Here is a 20,364-nt window from a genome sequence, read left to right on the forward strand (position 1 = left end):
GAGATCCTTCCCTCAGACGCCGATGCGGGTGTCGAGGTGGGTGCCGAGGCGACTGCCGATCGACCTGGCGGCCTCGGTGTGGGCGAGGTACTCGGCGATGTTGTGCGCCCGGTCGCGCGCGTTGACCACGGCGAGGTCGGTCAGCCCGTCCGCCCAGTCGTCGCCCAGCGGACAGCCGATGGCCACCGCGTCCTTCGGGGACCAGACGTTGAGCCAGTCCGCGACGACGTCCGGCCGCTTCGGCCCGCCGACGAGCAGCCTGCTGTACACGCCGTCCAGGCCGAGCGGACTGCCCGCCGTGGTCAGATGGACGACGTTCACCGCGGGGGACAGCCGGGTGACGAGATCCAGGCCGACGACCGTGCCGAGGCTGTGACTGACGAGCACCACCTCACCGGTGTCCGGCATCGTCTCGAGCACGCGGTCCAGGACCTCGTCGCGGATGCGGCGGTCGTCGAGGTACGCGGCCACGTCACGGAAGACCAGGGCGATGGCCCAGGTGTCGAGGTCGCTCCTGGCGGCCAGCCAGCTCAGCCGCTTCTGAAGGGCCCCGGTGACGTCGTCCAGGCCGATTCGCTCGGTGGCCGGCCGGCCCTCTCGCGGCATGTCCCACTTCACGGCCGCCTCGCCGAGGATCTCCTCGTACACGGCACGGGCGGTGGGGGTGGCGGGCGCGACCACCTCCGCCGCGGTGGCGGTCGGCGCCTCGACGATACGGGGGACGGCCTCGTGCGCGGTGAGGGCCTGCACGAGGGTGTCGCCGTAGTAGGGGAACCAGACGTCGGCCGGGTCGACCGGGGGGAGCCCGGCGCGGACGAGCCCCTGGTTGAGCCCGCCCGCCCATTCGCGGCGCAGGTTCCCGGGGTCCTTGCCTTCCTGGGAGCGGCCGTGCAGGAAGACCAGATGCCGGTCGCCGCCGAACGCACCGTCCCGGGCACGCAGACCCACACGCGCGGCGCTCCGCCCAAGTCCAACGCCAACACCCGCACCGGCACCCGCAGTCGGAGTCTTCGGAGCCGAAGCCGCCTCCGTACCCGCGGCCGGCGACACGGCCGCACCCGCCATCACCCCCGCCCCGGCAGCCCTCGCGCCGACGGCTCCCTCCGCGACGCTCAGCCCCGTCTCCGGGCCCATCTCCGCTAGCAGTTCCCGCTGCCGCGGGGTGAGGGGAAGCGCGGCGAGGTGCTTCAGTATGGAGCTGATGCGGACGCCCTCGTTGGACACCCAGTCGATCGCGTCGTCGCCGTCTCCGGGCCGCCAGAGCTGTCCGTCGCGGCGCAGGACGCGGCCCTGTGCGTCCGTCCTGGGCACTCCGCTGTGGTGGAGCGCGACGACCTCCCACTGGTCGTTGAACACGGGTGAGCCCGAGTTCCCCGGCTCGGTGTCCGTCGTGTAGTGGAGGAAGTCGTCCAGGCGCACCTGGAGCGTGTTGTCGCGTACGGCGATCTCCTTGAGCCGCCCCATCGGATGCCCGATGACGTTGACCGGCTCGCCGATCACCAGCTTCCCCATCTGGACGCTGAGCCGGTTCCAGCCGAACGTCTCCCCGACGGGCCGGAGGTCAGGGCCGGGGGCGACCAGCACCAGGGCGAAGTCGAGGCGTTCGTCCGCCGCGAAGAAGGCGTCCGGGTCGAGTTCCAGCCGGGTCGGCGGCTGGGGTGTGTTGTCCACGGTGACCTGGGCGTCGAACTCCACGAAGCACCGCCGGGCGTCCTCGGCGTCGCTGAGGACGTGATGGTTGGTCAGCAGCAGTCCCGGCGAGACCAGGAAGCCGGTGCCGACCGGCAGCTCACGGCCGTTGTCGCGGACCGAGATCCGGGCGACGGTGCGTGCCGCCCGAGCGCCGCGCGGCAGGAAGCTCCAGGCCTGGAGATCCCTGGACACGCCGAGGATGCGCTCGTACGCGGCGGTCGCGGCCAGCGGCTCCGCCCGGACCGCCTCCACCGCCATGGCGGCGGGCACCGCCTGCCGGTCGAGAAGGCGGGCCGCGCGCGCGGCGAGGGCCTCCTGCGAATCCGGGAAGGCGACGCCCGCGTCCTGCCGCTCCTCGACCGCCCGCCGCTCGTCGCCGGTCTGCGCGTACCGCGTGGCCGCCGCCGCGGCCTGACGTGTGCGTTCCTCGCGGGCCCTGTCCTCGGCTGCCATGTCAGGTCACCGCCGCCGCTGAGGTGTGCCACGGTACGAAGGCGTTGGTCAGCCCCGTGAGAGCCGTACGCAGCTGCGGGTGGTGGCGCAGCAGCACCGTGATCATGGAGTTGTCGTCGATCCAGGCCATACCGGCCTTGGAGTACACCTCGGGGGTGTAGTACTCGGTGAAGAAGCGGTCGCTGTTGAGTCGGCGGGACGCCATCAGGATGAAGATGCGGAACGCCGTGTCGCTGAAGGCGAATCCGGCCGGCAGCTTCTCCGCGTACAGCCCGACCATGAGGTCGACCTTCTCGATGTCGCCGTCGTAGAGCCCCCGGATCTGCTCGGCCCAGGCCCGGTTCTCGGTCAGTTCGAGGAAGTCGGCCGCGGGCTTCAGCCGCAGCAGCCGCCGGAACTCGTTGTAGCGGGGGACGCCCAGCTCCCGCGAGCGCAGGATGTCGGTGGCGGCGAGATCCTGCAACTGCCCGTCGGGGCGCTCGAACTCCTGAAGGAACTTGGGGAAGTTGTGCAGGGTGACCAGTCCGGGGTGGAGCGTGCCGAAGCTGTACAGCAGATCGGCCATCTCGGAGGTCTCCAGGACCTTCAGCGCCCCGGGGCCCGAGATGTCGCGCAGGTTGCAGTGGCGCAGGCTCGAGTCGTCGGCGGCGGCGCGCAGATGCCACTCGTCGCGGATGAGCGGGTGCATGCGGTAGACGGCCACGAACTCCTCGGTGAGGGAGTACGGGACGCCGTAGTGGTCCGTCTCGCCGCCGGGGATGCCGCTGACGACCTCGCTGTCGCTGATCCGGCCGAAGAGGTTGTGGACGCGCTCGCCCGCGATGCCCCACCAGTTGGCGCGCAGCGCCTTGACGGTGGTGGGGTGGCTGATCACGGCCGGCGTCCACTCCACGGTGTGGATCTTGGCGAGGAGCGCGGCGTTGACGAGCCGGGCGCGCTGGAAGAGTTCCTCGTCGTTCCACGACGGGTACGCGCCGTGCAGGTGGTCGCAGATCGCGTTGTGCTCACGGGCGAACAGGTCGTGCATCATGGCCAGGCCCAGCCAGAAGCCGGGGATGTGAGACGGGTCCCGGGAAGGGTCCGAGGGGATGGGGGACTGCTCGTCGTCCCACAGATGCAGCTTGCCCAGCTCTCCGGCGCGCATCAGACGCTGCTCGGTCTCGTTGGTCCCGTAGATCTGTGACGCGTCCCACCAGTGCGAGGACACGTTGACCCGGGTGTCGGGCGTCCCGGCGGGCGCCTGCGGGTCGCGGGTCGGGTCGTCCGGCGTCCGCATGATCCGCATGGGGTGTTCCGGCCATGGGTCGTCGTCCATGAGCGGCACTTCCCAGGGGCGTTCGGTAGGGCTGGTCCCGTGGCTGAACCAGTCCCGCACCATGAACTGAAGCCAGGCGGCCACCAGGGAGTTGACCGATTCGGCGGGGGTCAGCTCGCCGCGGGTGAGCACGGCGCGGCTGACCTCGCGCGGGCTGGGCGCGGACAGGACGTCCTCGGGCGCGGCCGACGCGATCCGGTCCAGCGGGATGTTCCGGCCGAAGCGGGTGCCCGCCATGCCCATCCGCGGTTCGGCGAGGTCGTTGTGGCTGCCGTCGGCGGTCCGGTTGACCTTGTGCGACTCGGCGGGAGGCGCGGGATCGGGCAGACCTGCCGAGGGCAGCCGGCCGGTGTCGTGCAGGTTCCGCTGCCGGAGTTTGACGCGCAGTCCGAGGAGCGTCAACAGGCCCGGAACGACGGGCAGTCGGTCCCAGCCGACGCGCCGGTCCACGCCTTCGGCGACGGCGGTGACGATCCGCCAGGGCAGTGACGTACGGTATCCGGCTGCGGAACGTCGGCCGGCGCGGCGTTGCTTGCTCATCGCGGTGCTCCTTGGGCGTGTGCTCCTCGGGCGGTTGGTGCTCGGGCAGCGGTTGCTCGGGCTGTCGTTCCTCGGGAGGCCGCTCCTCGGGCGGTCGCGAGGATCACGTCGCTCGCCTTCTCGCTGATCATGTAGATGGGGGCGGCGACGAAGAAGCCGGGGATGCGGGGGAAGACCGAGGCGTCGACGATGCGCAGGCGGTCCACCCCGCGCACCCGGAACGCGCTGTCGACGACGGCCGAGGGGTCGTCCGCGCGTCCCATCCGGCAGGTGCAGGACGCGTGATGGCCCCACGCCTCGTCCCGCACGAAACGGCGGACGCCGTCGCGGCCGACGATCTCCTCGCCGGGCCACAGCTCCTCCAGGATCACGGAGCCGGCCCTGCGGTTCATCCCGCGCACGAACTCGACGGCCCCGGCCATCGCTTCGAGATCCTCGGCGTCGTCGTCCGTGCCCTCCTCGAAGTAGTGGAAGTTCACCAGCGGGGTGTCACGGGGGTCGGCGGAACGCAGCCGCACCCGGCCCCCGGTGTTGTGGGTGCGGCTCTTGAGGATCGCCCACGTGAAACGGTCCCGACTGCGGGTCAGGTCGAGGGAGTAACCGGGGTAGTAGCCACGGAAGTCGAAGGGCCCGCCGAAGATGAACAGGTCGGGCGCGTCCAGCTCCGGACGGGACTTGCGGGTCAGACCGACGACGGCGCCGTTGGTCGTGTACAGCCCTTCGCCGCGCCGCCACTCCCGGTAGCAGGGGTCCGGTTCGCTCCCCGGCCGCGGCGCGTGGAAGTCGCAGTCCCGGAGCACCGGGAACTCGCGGTCCATCTCGCTGACCACGCCGACCTCGTACCGGTCCTGGAGATTCGCGCCCACGCCCTGGAGATCGACCCGTACGGGAATGCCGTGCCGCTGGAGTTCCTCACGCGGTCCGATCCCCGAAAGCATCAGCAGCTGGGGCGAGTTGAAGGCGCCCGCGGCCAGGATCACCTCACGGGAGGCCAGGACCCTGCGCAGGACCGGCGGCGCGGCGTCCGGCCGGCTCGCCGGGTCGGCCCGGTAGGCGTGCGCCCCGTCCAGATAGTCGACACCGGCCGCGGCTCCGGTCCCGTCCAGCACGATCCGGGCCGCCAGAGCGTGCGTACGGACCACCAGACTGCCCGGATGGCTTCGTTGCACGGCCTGGACCCGCTCGCGCACGGCGCTGCGCCGCCCGTCCGCCGTGGAGAGGGGGATCTGCCACAGCCCCTGCAAGGCACGCGTCTGCGCCCGCCAGTCGTTGGGGTCGACGAACGAGCCGAGCCCCTCCAGCGGGGACAGCGGCCGGTCGAGGAAGTCGGCCAGCGCGTCCTCCGCGGCCGAGAGGATCACCTTCAGCAACTGCTTGTCCTGCACGGCCAGTTCGGGATCGGCGAGAGCAGTCGGCAGCCAGCCGTCGAACCCGTGGCGTGCGTCGTTGCGGTACCGGGCGCCGACGAAGGGCAGGATCTTCAGCAGCGCCGCCAGCAGCGGGTTGGCGGGCGGCTCCTTCGGCCTGGGCCGGTAGGTGCAGCGTTCCAGCCGCTCGAAGTACCGGCGCATGGCCGAGCTGCGCCAAGTCCTGTCACCGGTCACCTCCGCGATCGCGTCCCAGTCGCGGTTGTACGGATAGACGGTGATCAGCGCGTGGTGCGCGGTGCAGCCGCCGACCGTCCCGGCACGCGGGTAGAGGATGCCCCGCTCGGCGACGAACTTGCTGTCGCGCTGCTGCTGCCGCTCGTCCGCGTAGTGCCGTACGTAGTAGTTCCAGCACTGGACGGGGTCCTCGGAGGCGTCCGTGTGGAAGGCGGGCACCAGGTAGTTGTCGTTCTCCGTGGCGCCGCCCGCGTCGAGCAGCAGGGTGCGCATGCCCGCGGCGGCGAGGTTGGCAGCCAACGGCCCGCCCCCGGCCCCGGCTCCGACGACGACGTAGTCGAAACCCGTCTCCTCGGTCGGGGGAACGGCGCCGGGCCCTCCCGGCGCCGCCGTGCCCGCCGCGCCGGACGTCACCTCCGTTGCCCCTTCGCCTTCACCTTCACCGAGTCCGCGAGCGCGGTGGCGGCCAGTGCGGTGTTGACGGCCGAGATGAGCGTGGTCAGCGCCGCCGTACGCGGCGGAAGCCCGCCGCCCAGGCCCAGTGTGGCCGCCGTCGCGGTGTCGCTGCCGTGGATGAGGACGCCGTCGCGCAGATCCTCCCGCAACCGCTCGTCGCGGTCGGTGAGCAGATCGAGGCCGAGCAGGATCGTCCGGATCCCGAAGAGCCGGAAGGCGTACACGGCCGCCGGACTGGGCGGTTCACGATCGGGGTCGAGACGCCGGATGAGCAGGTCGGGCGTGAGCAGACCGGCGGCCCCGTTGAAAAGCCGGATGCCGGCGAGCGCGTAGACAGAGGCAGCGCGCGGGCCGCCTTTGTGGGTGGCCATCATGGCTCCTGACGAGAGCGGTGATTCTTGCGGTGACGGGAACGACCGCCGACCCCCCGCCGGGGGAGAACACACCCCGGAGAACACTCTGTTCTCCACGCTAGGGGAACGACGGCCGCCCTGCACCTCAGGCCCCAGGACTCACCGGCGTCATGACACGCGCGCGACCTCGCCGGTGAGGCCCTTGTCCGTGTGTTTCCTCCGTGCGCTACCGCCCCGTCTACGGTGGGCCGGGTTTTTGTGTTACTCATGGGATGTGCGGTGAGGGTTCTCAGGGGCTCGGCCGCATGGACTCGGGGCTGTCTTCCGGCGTGTGCATGTGTATGCGCCGGGTCTGCGACTGTGTGGGCCGTATGAACTCCACCCCCTCGGATTCCTCCGCTTCCTCCGCCGCTTCCTCTGCTTCGCCGTTCGACCAGGTGAGCAGTGCGCTGGCGGGTTGCGTCACGGGCCAGGGCCCGGGCCCGGGGGCTGGAGCGGGGTCGGGTGCCGAAGAGGGGACCGGAGGGGGGCCGGGGGCCGAAGCGGAGTCGGGGGCCGGAGCGGATTCGGCGGACGCCGCCGCCGTGCCGTCGGGCGACTCCCACGCGCCCCGGCGCTCGCACACCGGCGGGGGATCGGGAAGCGGGGAGCAGATCCTCGGGGTGGTCACCCTCGACCCCGATCTGAAGATCACCGGATGCAGCCTGGACGCCGCTCCGTTCGCCGGCGTGAGCGTCGCGCCGGGCGCCGCGTTCGCGGATCTGCTGCCGCCCGGGGACGTGCCGACGGTGACGCAGCGGCTGCGGAGGGTGCTGGAGACGCGCGAGGCGCATGTGGCCCGGGTCCAGCGGCTGCGGCGGGACGACGGCACGGAGCTGGTGGTGTCGATGAGCATCCTGCCGGCCGCGCCGCCGCAGGAGGGGCTGACGGTGTCCCTGATCGCCATGGCGAGGCGGCTGCACCTGTACGCCTCCGCGGCGGCCATCGGGACGTCGTTGGACATCGGGGAGACCGCGCGGTCCCTCGCCCGGTCGCTGCTCGCGTGGGGTGAGGTGGCCGCGGTCGACCTCGACTACGCGGTGTGGACGGGCGAGGCGGTCACCGGGCAGGCGCACGAACGCATCCGGCTGCGGCGGGCGGCCCTGGTGCCGGACCGGGCCTGGCCCGGGGGATACCTGACCGCCGGCGACGACCTGCCCTGCGCGGCGAGCCGCCTCCTGGCCGGTGCGGTCCTGCGCGACGACGTCCCGCAGGCGGTCGTCATTCCCGGACGGGAGGCGATCGAGCGCGCGCTCGGCGATCCACGGCTGGTGCGCGCCCTGGTGCCGGGCAGCCGGCCGGTGAGCGTCGCCTGCATCCCGCTCGTCGTGGACGGACCGCACGGTGCACCGGGACCCGTGGTGCTGGGCGTGACGGAGGTCTGGCGGCCGCCTGAATGCCCTTTCGGCGACGGCGAGTTGCTCGACCTCCAGGAACTGGTGACCAAGACCGCCCGCCATGTCGATCTGGCCCGCCGACACCAGCGGGAGCACGCGCAGGTCCTGGCGCTCCAGCGCCGGCTGCTGCCGCGGGCGGGCAGCGACGCCATCGAGGTCGCCAGCGTCTACGAGCCCACCACCCCCGACAGCGCGGGCGTGGGCGGAGACTGGGTGAACAGCTTCCCGCTGCCGGGGGACCGCACCGCGCTGGTGGTCGGCGACGTCGTCGGACACGGCCTGGGAGCCGCGGCGGCCATGGGCCAGCTGAGCATGGAGGCCCGCGCGCTGCTGTCGGCGGGGCTCGGCCCGGGGGAGGTGCTCGCACGTCTGGACGAGACGGTCACGCTCCTGGACGACACCGACGCGGGCCTGGCAGCCGGCTACAGCGCCCTGGGCTCGACATGCTGCATCGCGGTCTACGATCCCGTCGGCCACCGGCTCTCCGTCTCCAACGCCGGCCACCTGCCCCCCGTCCTCGTGCGTCCCGACCGGTCCGCCCGCACGATCGCCGGACGGCCGCACCCGGGCCTGGGAGCCGGGTTCGCCGTGCGGGAGCCGTTCGAGGTGCACGAGTTCGCCGTGCCGCCCGGCTCGCTCCTCGTCCTGTACACCGACGGCCTGGTGGAGGATCCGCAGGCCTCGATCGACGACGGCATCGCCCGGCTCGCGGGCGCGGCACGCGAGGTGCGCCCCTGGGACGACCTCCAGCAGGCCGCCCGCCGCATGGTCGCCGCCCGGGCCCCGCGAGGACACCCGCGCGACGACGTGACGCTGCTGCTCGCCCGGATGACCGGCCGCCGCAGCCGGGACAGCGCGCTCTGGCGACTGCCTGCCCGCGGCGACTCCGCCGCCCGCGCCCGCGCGCTCGCCGCCCCGCTCCTGCGGCGCTGGCGCACCGGCGAGCAGGCCCGGGACACCGCGCTGCTGGTGATCGGCGAACTGGTCGCCAACGCCGTCCGGTTCGGCGCCGGGCCCGTCACGGTGCGGCTGGTGAGGGCCGGCGGCCATCTGTCGTGCGAGGTCGGCGACACCGGCGAGGGCAGACCACGCCTGCGCCGCGGTGAACTGCTCGACGACGGGGGGCGGGGGCTGCACGTCGTCCACCAGCTGGCCAGCCGGTGGGGGGTGCGGTGGACGGACGCCGGAAAGGCTGTGTGGGCGGAACTGCCGGGGTGATGGCTTGAGTTGGCCTGCTACAGCCACTCGCCTTCCGCGGCCGTGGCCGTCAGCCCGGGTGCCGCCGCGTACAGCACCGTACGGCTGCCCGACTTCTGGCCGGCGTCGTGCGCGCGCCGCAGAATGTCGAGCACGGCCGCGCCGCCGCGGTTGCCCGTGGTGTAGCTGTCGCGGCTGTGGGCCAGAAGCCCGGTCGGCCAGCCGTCGGGCATCGTCTGTTCCATGTATTCGAGGACCCTTGTCCCGCCGGGATGCGCGAGCAGCAGATCGGGATGCCAGCCGTGGGCGTCGCCGCGGTGGCGGGCGCGCAACCACTTCCACATCGCGGCGACCGTCTCCTGCACGGCACGCGGACCGCGCCGGTCCATGACGAAGTGCGTGCCGTCGTCCCGGGTGTCCAGCCGGTGCAGGTCGGTGGTGCCGGGGAGGGTGTGGTGCCAGAACGCGTCCAGGCGCAGGATCGACTCCGTCCGGGCGCGGCCCGTGACCGCCACGGCGACGGCGGTGTCCGCGAACAGCAGCCGGACGATGAGGGATTCAAGGGTGTCGTCGGCGGGCTGGTAGGTGGTGCTGAGCGCCTCCGATATCACGACCAGCACGACCCGGTCGGGGTCCGCGGCGACCAGTTCGGCCGCCAGCGCCAGCGACCGTGTGCCGGCGATGCAGGCCCACTGGGTGGCCGGCAGCAGCAGCACATCGCCGCGCAGCGAAAGGCGGTTGAGGAGGGACAGGTCCAGCCCAGGGAGTGCCGGGGTGGTGGAGTGACTGGTGATCAGACAGTCGACGTCGGCGGCGTCGAGCCCGGCGGCGCGCAGGGCTCGACGGGCGGCGCGCTCCCCGTAGGTCTGCACGGCGGCCCAGGCCGGCGCGGTGCGCTCCTGGACGGTCTGCGGCGCCGGCACCGCATCGAGCACGGCGATCACACGCTCCGCCTCCGGCTCGGTGAACCCGTCGCGGGCCAGCGCCTCACGGGCCGCACCGGCGCCCGGAGTTCGCAGACCGCTCCCGCTGCCGGGCGCGGCGGCCGCGTCCAGCGGGAGCATCCATCCGCGGGAGACGATTCCCGTACTCGCGGCGATGCCGTCGATCCGCGGCAGCCAGGGGGCCTGCGGATGCTTGCCGCGCACCTCCGCCACGATCTGGTCGGTCTCCACGACGTGTTCGCCGTGCACCACGGCCGGAGGACACAAGTAGGCACCCACGATACGCACCTTTCGCTCACATCAGACAAATAATGCGAAGTCCCCTCTAAACCCACCTTGTTCGGTGAACTGGTTTCAAGCCACCGTCAACGCACTCTACTTCGCATTCGCCCCTTCGGATCCGCTTCCGTACGAACGAAAACATGCCGGGCGTTCCTCTTCCCCGCCGAGCGAGTGTCGGCGTTCGCGACGCCCCGCATGTTCGCCGAGAATCGGAAGTCACGCGAGGGCACGCACCCTCCACCCGCCCTCCCGGAGTGACGGTGAGAACAGATGAGCTCGAGTTTCGACCGGGAGATCCCGGACCCCGTCCCCGCCGCCACCGACAACGGTCCTGCCGTGTCCCGTCGGCAGTTCGACGCGCTCTTCGAAGCGGTTCGCACGTGGGGGCGGTGGGCCCCGGCCGACCGTGGCGCGTGGAACCGGGTGACCACGGGCCATGTGCGGCGGGCCGCGGCCACGGTGCGGTCCGGGACCGTCGTCCCGATGGCGCTGCCCTGGAACACCCGGCCCGGCCCCGACAACCGCAGACCGGCCCTGCACCACATGACCGATCTGGGCGATGTGGAAGCCCCCGAACCCTCCACCTACAAGGACTTCATCGCTGCCGACTACCACGGCAAGGGCGTCACCCACCTCGACGCGCTGAGCCACATCGCCTACGAGGGCCGGCTCTACGACGGCCGGACCGCGAAGGAGGCCGTCGACGCCGCCGGCGCCCGTTTCGGCGCGGTGTCGACGCTCGGCCCCCTCGTCACGAGGGGCGTGCTCCTCGACCTCCCCGCCGTGCTGGGGGTCCGCTGGCTGGAGCCGGGACGAGCGGTCCATGCGAAGGACGTCATCGCCGCGGAGAAGGCGCTCGACGTGACGATCGGCGAGGGCGACGCGCTGCTGCTGCGCTCCGGGCACGTCCGCCGCCGCACGGAACTCGGGGCCTGGGACCCCGGCACGGCGAGCGCGGGCTTCCACGTGAACGCCGTACCGCTGCTGGCCGAGCGTGGCATCGCGCTGCTGGGCGGCGACGGCGACAGCGATGTGCGGCCCTCGCCGGTGGACGGCGTGCACTCGCCGGTCCACGCCCTGGCCCTGTCCGCGATGGGTGTGCCCCTGCTGGACAACCTCGACCTGGAGGCGCTCTCCGTCGCGACCGCCGAGGCGGGGCGTTATGAATTCATGCTGGTCGTGGCACCGTTGAACGTCCCGGGCGGTACCGGCTCACCGGTCACCCCGGTCGCGGTCCTGTGACGACGCCCCCCGTTCGGTTTCGCCCTATATGTCCCGTATTCTTATGTCCCGTATTCTTGTGTCTCGTGTTCTCGTCGATGCCGGAAATTTCCTAGGATCGGGCCATTGAGGGCGTGAGTGAGGCGCAGCGTGGTTCTGCCCGGCAGGGAGTCGATGCCGACGGGGCCTGCGATGGACGGCGCAGGGCCCGCTCGTTCGCGTGAGCGGTTTCTCCAGGGAGACCCGGTCGAGCCGGGCGTACGGGCGTCGATCTTGAATTCATGGCAGCGCTGCGGAGCCCTGGGCCTCTCGCCGGACCAGGACGACCTTCCCTTCCGGGACGACTTCGATCCGGACGGGCGCATCGTGCGTGCGGCCGCGCCCGTGCTCGACCGGTTGCAGGCCCGGTTCGCCGGCAGCGCGATGAACATCTCCGTCGCCGACGCGAGCGGCACGGTCCTGCTGCGCCGTTTCGGAGGAGCGTCCCCGGCGAGAGCTCTCCCGGCGATCCAACGCGTCCCGGGATTCGTGTTCGCCGAGGAGGTCGCCGGCACCAACGGCATCGGTCTCGCCTTGGCGGAGCGCCGGCTCATCCGGGTCTACGGCGCCGAGCACTTCGCCGAGCGTTCCCAGGGAAGCGCCTGCCGCGCGCTCCCCGTCCGGGACCCGCTCAGCGGCCGTATCGAGGGTGTCCTGTGCTTCGGCTACCCGCGCAGCGCCGAGGACCCGGCGCTGGGCGCCGTGATACGCAAGGCGGCAGCGGCCATCGAGCGGCGGCTGCTCGGGCAGAGCTCCGCGCGGGGTCGCGCTCTCCTGCGGGCGTACCTGGACGCGGGAGCGAGAACCGTGTCCGGCCTTCACCACGGCGTCGGGGTGGACGAAATGGCCCTCGAACTGCGCCCCCGGGACCGGTCCGCCCTCGTGGAGAAGGCCACCGAGATGATCTCCCGAGGGGATCGAGCCACCGCCGACGTGCAGCTGTCCGACGGCCGGCTGGTCACGCTCGTGAGCCGTCCCGTGACGAGCGCCTCCGAGGTGGCGGGCATCGCCATCGAAGCCGTCCTTCCCGGCCTCTCACCGGGACGGCCCCTCACCGCCCCGCAGCAGGCCGACGAGCCGCTGAGCCTCCCCGCTGAACTCTCCATGCACCTCCCCGCGGCCGGAGCCGGAGCCGGAGCCGCAGCCGGAGCAGCAGCCGCAGGCGGAGCCGAAGCCGGAGTCGGAGCAGCAGCCGCAGGCGGAGCCGAAGCCGGAGTCGGAGCAGCAGCCGCAGGCGGAGCCGAAGCCGGAGTCGGAACCGAAGCCGGAGTCGGACCCGGACAGGACGGCACGGCCACGGACACCGACGGAGCGAGAGCTCGTCCCCCGGACTCCCCGCCCCCGGCGCGAGGGCTCGTGCTGGTGGGGGAGCCGCACGTAGGGACGGTCGCCCTGGCCGCGCGACGCCGCCTGGAACTGCTCTCCGAGGTCAGCACCCGCATCGGCACCACCCTGGACGTACGCCGCACCGCCGAGGAACTCGCCGAGACCGCGGTCCCGGGACTGGCCGACTTCGTCACCGTCGACCTGCCCGAGGCCGTGCTGCGCGGTGAGGAGTCCGCCGATGCCGCCGGCGATCTGCGCCGCACGGTGGTCCACGGCATTCGCGACGGCCTTCCCTTCCGGCCGGTCGGCAAGCGGGTCGACTACGGCCCGACGACGCCCCAGCTACGGTGTCTGGCCGACGGGCAGGCGGTGCTGGAACCGGACCTGAAGACCGCCTCGGGCTGGCTCGCGCAGGACCCCGAGCTCACCGAGCAACTGCTCAGCCACATCCACTCCCTCATCGCGGTGCCCTTGATCGCCCGCGGCGTCGTGCTGGGCGTCGCCGGCTTCTACCGGGGGCGGAACGCCGCCCCCTTCACCGACGACGATCGCCGGCTGGTCCAGGAACTGGCCGTCCGGGCCGCCCTGTCCATCGACAACGCCCGGCGCTACACGCGCGAACGCACCATGGTCCTGGCCCTCCAGCGCAGCCTGCTCCCGCACGGTCTGCCCGATCAGGCCGCCGTCGAGGTCGCGCACCGCTACCTGCCCGCCGAATCCGACGTCGGCGGCGACTGGTACGACGTCGTTCCCCTGTCGGGGACGCGTGTCGGCCTCTTCGTCGGCGACGTCGTCGGACACGGCATGCTCTCCGCCGCCACCATGGGCCGACTGCGCACCGCCGCGCGCAGCTTCGCCGAGCTCGACTTCCCTCCGGACGACGTCCTCGCCCACCTCGACAATCTCGTGGGACGCCTGGACCGGGAGGACCCCGTCTCCGACGGCGGCGGCATCATCGGCGCCACCTGCCTGTACGCGATCTACGACCCGACGTCGCAGCAGTGCACCATGGCCCGCGCGGGCCACCCTCCGCCCGCGGTGGTCCACCCCGGCGGCGCGGTGTCGTTCCCGGAACTGCCCGCCGGACCGCCTCTCGGTCTCGGCGGCCTGCCGTTCGAGGCCGCCGAGATCCACCTCCCCGAGGACAGCCGGCTCGTGCTCTACACGGACGGACTCATAGAGGACCGGCAACGCGACGTCGACGTGGTCCTCGACCAGCTGCGAGGAGTCCTGGCCCAGGCGGAGCGCACGCCCGACGAGACCTGTCAGGCCGTCCTGGACACCGTGGCGCCCGCTCATCCCAGCGACGACATCGCCCTGCTCGTCGCCCGCACCCACGCCCTGGACCCCGACCGGATCGCCACCTGGGACCTGCCCGCCGACCCGGCCCTGGTCAGCGAAGTGCGCGCCGACGCCGTCCGGAAGCTGGCCGACTGGGGCCTCGACGAAACCGCGTTCGCCGCGGAACTCATGCTCAGTGAGCTGGTCACCAACGCCATCCGCCACGGCGCCGGTCCCATCCGGGTCCGGCTGATCCACGACCGCACCCTGATCTGCGAGGTCTCCGACGCCAGCAACACCGCCCCGCACCTGCGCCGGGCGGCCGGCACCGACGAGGGCGGCCGTGGCCTGTTCCTCGTCGCGCAGCTGTCGCGGAGCTGGGGCACGCGCTATCTCCCGCAGGGCAAGGTCATCTGGGCCGAGTGCGGGCTCGCCGGTGTTTGACGGCAATGCCTCACATGCGATGGCCGAAATGTCATCATCTGATCCGCCAGTGATTCGATCCAGCGATCCGATCCGTCAGTGATCCGTCAGCTATTCGTCAGCGATCCAGCCGACCCCGGGGAGATGTCCGTGTACGACGCTCCCGACCCCGCTGACCAGGCGATTCCGCCCCTGGGACCGGAACCCCTGGTCCGCGTCCGCGGACTCCGCAAGAGGTTCGGGGGGACCGTCGCGCTGGCCGGGGTCGACCTCGACGTCCACGCCGGCAGCGTCCTCGCCCTCCTGGGCCCCAACGGCGCCGGAAAGTCCACGCTCATCAAGGTGCTCTCGGGCGTCCACCAGGCCGACGCGGGGCACATCACGGTGGACGGGCACCCGCTGGGAAGCCATGCCGCGTCGTCCGGCATGTCCTTCATCCACCAGGACCTCGGTCTCGTGGAGTGGATGACGGTCGCCGAGAACATCGCCCTGAGCACCGGATACGCGCGCCGCGCCGGACTGATCTCCTGGCGGCGGACCCGCGAGCACTGCACCGAGGCCCTGCGGACCGTCGCCGCGCATCTCGACCCCGACACACCGATCGCCCACCTCGCCCCCACGGAGCGCTCACTGGTCGCCATCGCCCGGGCCCTGGCGGCACGGGCGAAGCTCATCGTCCTCGACGAGCCGACCGCCCGCCTCCCGGCCGTGGACTGCACCCGGCTCTTCCGCGTGCTGCACGCCCTGCGCGACCGAGGGCACGGCATCCTCTACGTCAGCCACCGCCTGGACGAGGTGTACGAGGTGGCCGACACCTTCGCGGTCCTGCGCGACGGACACCTCGTCAGCCACGGCCCCCTCGCCGGTCACAGCCCCGCCCGCCTGGTGCACGACATCGTCGGCGAGGAACCGGCGGACCGCCGTCCCGCCCGCGTCACCGCCGACGACGGCCCCACCGCCGACGGCCCCGCCGTCCTGACCCTCGACGGCGTACGGACCGCCGGCGCGGGACCGGTCAGCGCGGAACTCAGGGCCGGAGAAGTCCTGGGCCTGGTCGGCCTCTCGGGCGCCGGACACACCGACCTGGGACGAGCCCTCGCCGGCGCCCTGCCCGTCCTCGACGGGACGGTGCTCCTCGGCGGCCGGCCGTACCGCCCTCGTACGGTCGCGGACGCCGTGGGTCTGGGCGTCGGCCTGGTGCCCGGGGACCGACAGCGGGAGGGCTGCCTCGCCGGGCTGACCGTACGCGAGAACCTCCTCGCCAACCCCCGCGCGGGCAGTCCGCCGACACCGCGCTGGATCAGCCCCCGGCGCGAACGCGCCGAGGCCGCCGCCCTCATCGAGCGGTTCGCCGTCCAGCCCCGCGACAGCGAGGCCCCCATCGCCACCCTGTCCGGCGGGAACGAGCAGAAGGTGATGATCAGCCGCTGGCTCCGGGTGGGCCTGCGCCTGCTGATCCTCGAGGAGCCGACCGCGAGCGTGGACGTGGGAGCCAAGGCCGCGGTCTACCGGCTGCTCGACGAGGCGCTGGCCGCCGGCCTCGCGGTCCTGCTCATCTCCACCGACTTCGAGGAGGTCGCCGACGTGTGCCGGCGGGCCCTGGTCTTCGTCGGCGGGTCCGTGACGGCGGAGCTGAGCGGCCCGGCCCTCACGGTCGCCGGGCTCACCCGGTCGGCCTCGGCCATGCCGACTTCCGGAACCGCGACGAACCCATGACCCCCACGCCCTCGTCCTCGCCATCGCCCCCCTCGCCCCGGTCGCGCCAACCGGGCAGGCCGGGCCGGCCGGGCCGGCTGCGCGGCCGGGGCGCGCACCTCATCGGCGCCTACGGCCTGCTGGCCCTCACCGCCCTGCTCCTCCTGATCTTCTCCCTCACCCTGCCGCGGACGTTCCCCACCCTGGACACCGTCGACTCGATCCTGTCCAACCAGTCGATCCCGGCTGTCCTCGCGCTCGCCGCCATGGTCCCCATCGTGACCGGCGCGTTCGACCTCTCGATCGGCTACGGCCTCGGTCTCGCACACGTCATGGTGATGCAGCTCATCGTCAACCTCGGATGGCCCTGGCCGCTCGCCTGCCTCGCCGTGATCGCCGGAGGGGCGGCCGTGGGCGTCCTCAACGGCGTCATCGTCGTGTTCGGCCGGATCGACTCCTTCATCGCCACGCTCGGCACCGGCAGCATGCTGTACGCCGCGACCGGCTGGGTCACCGACGGCGGCCGGATCGTCCCCGGCGCGCAAGGCCTCCCGGCGGCCTTCACCGACCTCTACGACTCCACGTTCCTGGGCCTGCCGGTCCCCGCCTACTACGTCCTCACCCTCGCGGCCGTCCTGTGGGTCGTGCTGGAACGGCTGCCGCTCGGCCGGTACCTGTACGTCATCGGGTCGAACCCGCGCGCCGCCGGCCTGATCGGCATCCCGACCCCCAGGTACACCGTCTACGCGTTCACCGCGTCCGGACTGATCGTCGGCTTCGCGGGTGTGCTGCTCGCGGCCCAGCAGCAGATCGGCAATCCCAGCGTCGGCCTCGACTACCTGCTGCCCGCCTTCGTCGGCGCGCTGCTGGGCGCCACCGTGATCCAACCCGGCCGGCCCAACGCCCTGGGCACCGTCGTCGCCGTCGCCGTCCTGGCCGTCGGCCTCACCGGCATCGGCCAGATGGGAGCCGACTTCTGGACGGTCCCGCTGTTCCACGGCGCCACCCTGCTCCTCGCCGTCGGACTGGCCGGCTACGCCGCCCGCCGTCGACTGCGCACCGGCGCCGTGCCCGCCCGCGATGCGCCCGCCGGGCCGCCGGAGCCACCGCTCCCCCCGACGCGGGACGGCGGCCCCGAGGCCAACGCCCCATGACCCCCGCCAAGGGCGCCTCCGCGCCCGGTCGCGTCCTTTCGCCCATGACCGCGTGAGGAGCCCTCGTGCACCGCAACGGCAACCGCAACCGCAAGGCCGCCACCGCCGTCCGCCGGGCCCGGCTCGCCGCCTGCGCCCTGCTGGCGGCGGCGACCGTCCTCGCCGGCTGCGAACGCGGCTCGCGGAGCGGGCCGGACGAGGCCACCGCGGGCCCCAGCGGCTGCCCCGCGGTCCACGCCCGCGCCCAGTCCGCCGTGAACAGGGCGGAGGAGACGGACGTCTCCTGGAACGGGCCGACCACCGGCCCCGCGGCGCAGCCCGGCAAGAGCATCGTCTACGTCGCCCAGACCATGACCAACCCCGGGGTCGCCGGCGCCGCGGACGGGGTGCGGGCAGCGGCGCGGGTCATCGGCTGGGACGTCCGGGTGATCGACGGCGGGGGAACCCCCGCCGGCATCCAGGCGGCCATGAGCCAGGCCGTGGCCGTCCGGCCCTCCGGCATCGTCATCGGCGGCTTCGACCCCAACTCGACCTCGCAGCAGGTCTCGAGAGCCGACGAGGCGGGCATCCCGCTCGTCGGCTGGCACGCCGTCGCCGCTCCCGGCCCCAGCCGACGGCCCGAGCTCTTCACCAACGTCACCACTCGGGTCGAGGACGTCGCCAGGATCAGCGCGCAGTGGGTCATCGCGCACTCCAACGGTCACGCCGGAGTCGTGGTCATCACCGACGCCTCCATCCCCTTCGCCAGGAACAAGTCCGAACTGATCAGAAAGGAACTGGCCACCTGCTCGGGCGTGCAGCTGCTGGCGTACGAGAACATCCCGATCCCGGACGCGAGCAGCCGCACCCCGCAGGTGATCGCCTCGCTCCTCTCCCGCTTCCAGGACAGGTGGACCCACTCCGTCGCCATCAACGACCTGTACTTCGCCGACGCGGCCCCCGCGTTCCGCGCCGCCGGCGAGAAGGGCTCCGGCCCACCGTTCAACATCGGCGCCGGCGACGGCGACCCCTCCGCCTTCCAGCGCATCGACAACAGGCTGTACCAGGCCGCCACCGTGCCCGAGCCGCTGTCCCAGCAGGGCTGGCAGATCGTCGACGAGTTCAACCGCGCCTTCGCGGGCCGCCCCGCCAGCGGATACGTCGCCCCCGTCCACATCACCACGGCCGCCAACAGCGACGGCGTCACGACCTGGGATCCATCGGGCTACCGGGAGGCGTACCGGAAGATCTGGATCAGGTGACGATGGTGCCGGCACGCCTTCCTTCTCCCGTCCCAGCCGGGCCGAGGGCCCTGAGGCCGCCCGGCCCGGCTCGCCGGATCCGTCCGTCTGAAGGGCCGGCTTGCGCTGGAGTGCGCTCGAGGGCGTAGCGTCGCGGACACCGTGGCGTGCGCGGCCGGTGTCGCCCGGATCCGCCCTGCCGGGATGCCGGGCGGCGGGATCCGTCGCTTCATGGGGTAGGGGCTTCGTGCCGCCCGGACTTCGAACGAGTGTGCAGAAAGGCTGGGACACACAATGCAGAAGCGCAGTCTGCGGGACCTCCGGGTATCGGCCATCGGCCTCGGGTGCATGGGCATGTCCGCCTTCTACGGTTCCACTGACCGGGAGGAAGGGATCGCGACCATCCGGCGCGCCCTGGACCTCGGAGTGGACTTCCTCGACACCGCGCAGATGTACGGGCCGCTCACCAACGAGTCGCTCGTCGGCGAGGCGATCCGGGGGCATCGCGACGAGTACGTGATCGCGACGAAGTTCAACTACCGTATGGACGACGCCGTACCCGGCGACATCAGTACGGTCGGTGCGCAGGACGGCTCGGCCGAGCACGTCCGCAGCTCGGTCCACGGGTCCCTGAAGCGTCTGGGGACAGACCGTATCGACCTGTATTACCAGCACCGGGTCGACCCGGACGTGCCCATCGAGGAGACGGTCGGCGCTCTGGGCGAGTTGGTCGCCGAGGGCAAGGTGCGCGGCATCGGGCTGAGCGAGGCGAGTGCGCAGACCATCCGGCGGGCCCACGCCGTGCACCCGATCACCGCGGTGCAGAGCGAGTACTCGCTGTGGTCACGGGACGTGGAGGCCGAAGTGCTGCCCGCCTGCCGTGAGCTGGGCATCGGCTTCGTACCGTACTCGCCGCTCGGACGCGGCTTCCTGGCCGGGCGGTTCACCTCGCCGAGCGAGCTGGACGCGAACGACTGGCGCCGCGAGAACCCGCGATTTCAGGACGCCAACCTGGAGGCGAACCTGCGGCTGGCGGCGAAGGTGAAGGAGATCGCCGCCGAGAAGGACGTGACCCCGGCCCAGCTGGCCATCGCGTGGGTGCTGGCCCGGGGCGAGGACCTGGTGCCGATCCCAGGCACCAAGCGCCGCACCTACCTGGAGCAGAACGCCGCCGCTGCCGACATCGCGCTGACCGAGGACGACCTGGCCCGCATCGACGCGGAGCTGCCCGATGCGGCGGGCGAGCGGTATGACGAGGCAGGGATGCGATCCGTCAATCGTTGAGCCGCGGCCCGCCTGGTCGAGACACCTATGCAGCCGGCCAGAGGCGGCCGCGCAGCCGCTCCCCGTATCCCCGCCCGCCGTGGCAGGCCACCTGCCCAGGCGTACGGGGCAGGTGGCCGGGGGAGCGCGTACGCCCAAGGGCGTGTTTCGAAAGTCCCTCCCCCACTGCCTTAAGGACGTGGGAGGTGCCCCCAGCCCGGCGACGCCTGGCACGCACTCCCCCAGAGGGGGGACCCCCAGCCGCGTTGTCGGGATCACCCCGATACATCCAGTATCGGGGCGACCCTCCGCCTTGCGATCGCACGCACCAGACGCCGCCGGGCCCGCCCTGCGGGCGGACGGCGCTACTTTCGAAACACGCCCTAGAAGGCCGATGAAGATCTTGGTGAGGGGCTGTCCGGCCGTGAGGCCGGACAGCCCCTGCGGTCATGCACCGGCCGGTGCGATGT

The 20,364-nt window shown here is 72.4% G+C and carries 12 protein-coding genes; 7 read left to right on the top strand and 5 right to left on the bottom strand.

The window, feature by feature from the left end; translation table 11 throughout:
• Nucleotides 1-12 precede the first annotated feature (12 nt).
• The 4 genes from ACFYX4_RS40285 to ACFYX4_RS40300 are packed head-to-tail and all read right to left on the bottom strand — an operon-like array spanning nucleotide 13 to nucleotide 6,431.
• The gene (locus tag ACFYX4_RS40285) at nucleotides 13-2,145 is read right to left on the bottom strand and encodes a trypsin-like peptidase domain-containing protein (protein WP_389344825.1); all 2,133 of its coding nucleotides are present in this window, start codon (nucleotides 2,143-2,145) and stop codon (nucleotides 13-15) included.
• A 1-nt stretch (nucleotide 2,146) separates the two neighbouring features.
• Nucleotides 2,147-4,000: a peroxidase family protein gene (locus ACFYX4_RS40290; protein WP_389344827.1), complete on the bottom strand. Its 1,854-nt coding sequence runs from the start codon at nucleotides 3,998-4,000 to the stop codon at nucleotides 2,147-2,149.
• Nucleotides 3,997-6,018: a GMC family oxidoreductase gene (locus ACFYX4_RS40295; RefSeq protein ID WP_389344829.1), complete on the bottom strand. Its 2,022-nt coding sequence runs from the start codon at nucleotides 6,016-6,018 to the stop codon at nucleotides 3,997-3,999. The genes ACFYX4_RS40290 and ACFYX4_RS40295 overlap by 4 nt, the downstream gene beginning before the upstream one ends.
• Nucleotides 6,015-6,431 carry a hypothetical protein gene (locus ACFYX4_RS40300; protein ID WP_389344831.1) on the bottom strand — a complete coding sequence of 139 codons (417 nt, stop codon included), beginning with the start codon at nucleotides 6,429-6,431 and terminating at the stop codon, nucleotides 6,015-6,017. The genes ACFYX4_RS40295 and ACFYX4_RS40300 overlap by 4 nt, the downstream gene beginning before the upstream one ends.
• Nucleotides 6,432-6,784: 353 nt before the next feature.
• Here ACFYX4_RS40300 and ACFYX4_RS40305 point away from each other — a divergent pair, with 353 nt between their 5' ends.
• A complete protein-coding gene (locus tag ACFYX4_RS40305; protein ID WP_389344833.1) occupies nucleotides 6,785-9,067 on the top strand; it encodes a SpoIIE family protein phosphatase in 2,283 nt (760 codons plus the stop codon).
• 17 nt (nucleotides 9,068-9,084) lie between these two features.
• Here ACFYX4_RS40305 and ACFYX4_RS40310 read toward each other — a convergent pair whose 3' ends face one another.
• Nucleotides 9,085-10,269, bottom strand: a complete 1,185-nt coding sequence (locus ACFYX4_RS40310; RefSeq protein WP_389344835.1) for a type III polyketide synthase — start codon at nucleotides 10,267-10,269, stop codon at nucleotides 9,085-9,087.
• Between the two features lie 273 nt (nucleotides 10,270-10,542).
• On the opposite strand from ACFYX4_RS40310, the gene ACFYX4_RS40315 reads away from it, so the two are divergent.
• From ACFYX4_RS40315 to ACFYX4_RS40340, 6 genes are all read left to right on the top strand, one after another.
• Nucleotides 10,543-11,514: a cyclase family protein gene (locus ACFYX4_RS40315; protein WP_389344837.1), complete on the top strand. Its 972-nt coding sequence runs from the start codon at nucleotides 10,543-10,545 to the stop codon at nucleotides 11,512-11,514.
• 171 nt (nucleotides 11,515-11,685) lie between these two features.
• The gene (locus ACFYX4_RS40320; RefSeq protein ID WP_389344839.1) at nucleotides 11,686-14,583 is read left to right on the top strand and encodes a SpoIIE family protein phosphatase; all 2,898 of its coding nucleotides are present in this window, start codon (nucleotides 11,686-11,688) and stop codon (nucleotides 14,581-14,583) included.
• A gap of 123 nt (nucleotides 14,584-14,706) precedes the next feature.
• Entirely contained in the window at nucleotides 14,707-16,278 is a 1,572-nt protein-coding gene (locus ACFYX4_RS40325; RefSeq protein WP_389344841.1) for a sugar ABC transporter ATP-binding protein, read from the top strand.
• On the top strand, nucleotides 16,275-17,411 hold the full coding sequence (locus tag ACFYX4_RS40330) for an ABC transporter permease (protein ID WP_389344843.1): 1,137 nt from the start codon (nucleotides 16,275-16,277) through the stop codon (nucleotides 17,409-17,411). The genes ACFYX4_RS40325 and ACFYX4_RS40330 overlap by 4 nt, the downstream gene beginning before the upstream one ends.
• A gap of 65 nt (nucleotides 17,412-17,476) precedes the next feature.
• Complete coding sequence (locus ACFYX4_RS40335) at nucleotides 17,477-18,652, top strand: substrate-binding domain-containing protein (protein ID WP_389344846.1); 1,176 nt, start codon at nucleotides 17,477-17,479, stop codon at nucleotides 18,650-18,652.
• 273 nt (nucleotides 18,653-18,925) lie between these two features.
• A complete protein-coding gene (locus ACFYX4_RS40340; RefSeq protein WP_389344848.1) occupies nucleotides 18,926-19,915 on the top strand; it encodes an aldo/keto reductase in 990 nt (329 codons plus the stop codon).
• The last annotated feature ends 449 nt before the right edge of the window (nucleotides 19,916-20,364 follow it).

The organism is Streptomyces sp. NPDC002328, from assembly GCF_042890065.1.
Classification (GTDB): Bacteria; Actinomycetota; Actinomycetes; order Streptomycetales; family Streptomycetaceae; genus Streptomyces.

Bases quoted from the DNA above. Each gene is read 5' to 3' on its own strand.
- ACFYX4_RS40285 (WP_389344825.1), bottom strand. From the start codon at position 2,145: ATGGCAGCCGAGGACAGGGCCCGCGAGGAACGCACACGTCAGGCCGCG.
- ACFYX4_RS40290 (WP_389344827.1), bottom strand. From the start codon at position 4,000: ATGAGCAAGCAACGCCGCGCCGGCCGACGTTCCGCAGCCGGATACCGT.
- ACFYX4_RS40300 (WP_389344831.1), bottom strand. From the start codon at position 6,431: ATGGCCACCCACAAAGGCGGCCCGCGCGCTGCCTCTGTCTACGCGCTC.
- ACFYX4_RS40305 (WP_389344833.1), top strand. From the start codon at position 6,785: ATGAACTCCACCCCCTCGGATTCCTCCGCTTCCTCCGCCGCTTCCTCT.
- ACFYX4_RS40315 (WP_389344837.1), top strand. From the start codon at position 10,543: ATGAGCTCGAGTTTCGACCGGGAGATCCCGGACCCCGTCCCCGCCGCC.
- ACFYX4_RS40320 (WP_389344839.1), top strand. From the start codon at position 11,686: ATGGACGGCGCAGGGCCCGCTCGTTCGCGTGAGCGGTTTCTCCAGGGA.
- ACFYX4_RS40325 (WP_389344841.1), top strand. From the start codon at position 14,707: ATGTCCGTGTACGACGCTCCCGACCCCGCTGACCAGGCGATTCCGCCC.
- ACFYX4_RS40330 (WP_389344843.1), top strand. From the start codon at position 16,275: ATGACCCCCACGCCCTCGTCCTCGCCATCGCCCCCCTCGCCCCGGTCG.
- ACFYX4_RS40340 (WP_389344848.1), top strand. From the start codon at position 18,926: ATGCAGAAGCGCAGTCTGCGGGACCTCCGGGTATCGGCCATCGGCCTC.